The sequence below is a fragment of the Allobosea sp. ASV33 genome (assembly GCF_016428755.1).
Lineage (GTDB): Bacteria > Pseudomonadota > Alphaproteobacteria > Rhizobiales > Beijerinckiaceae > Allobosea.
In genome coordinates this window covers 1-291 of sequence record NZ_JAELTI010000260.1, presented here as the reverse complement: position 1 = coordinate 291, position 291 = coordinate 1, and the positions used below count along the sequence as shown (strand labels likewise).

Genomic DNA, 291 nt, shown 5'->3' with positions numbered 1-291 from the left:
CCCCCCCCCCCCCCCCCCCCCCCCCCCCCCCCCCCCCCCCCCCCCCCCCCCCCCCCCCCCCCCCCCCCCCCCCCCCCCCCCCCCCCCCCCCCCCCCCCCCCCCCCCCCCCCCCCCCCCCGTTTTTCACGCAGAAGACGGCATACGAGATCGCGCCTAGAGTCTCGTGGGCTCGGAGATGTGTATAAGAGACAGATCTGGGGCGTCTGGGGCATCGCCGGCTTCGCGGTCGGCCTGCTCATCGCCTCGCAGCTCGCTTTCCCGGCGCTGAATTTCGATCTGCCCTGGATCAA

At 76.3% G+C, this 291-nt stretch carries 1 protein-coding gene; it reads left to right on the top strand.

Annotation, left to right across the window (positions count from 1 at the left end; genetic code table 11):
• Positions 1–186, top strand: a 186-nt coding sequence (locus tag JHD80_RS27435; protein WP_199093768.1) for a hypothetical protein, incomplete at its 5' end; no start/stop codon positions are given.
• Between the last annotated feature and the right edge of the window lie 105 nt (positions 187–291).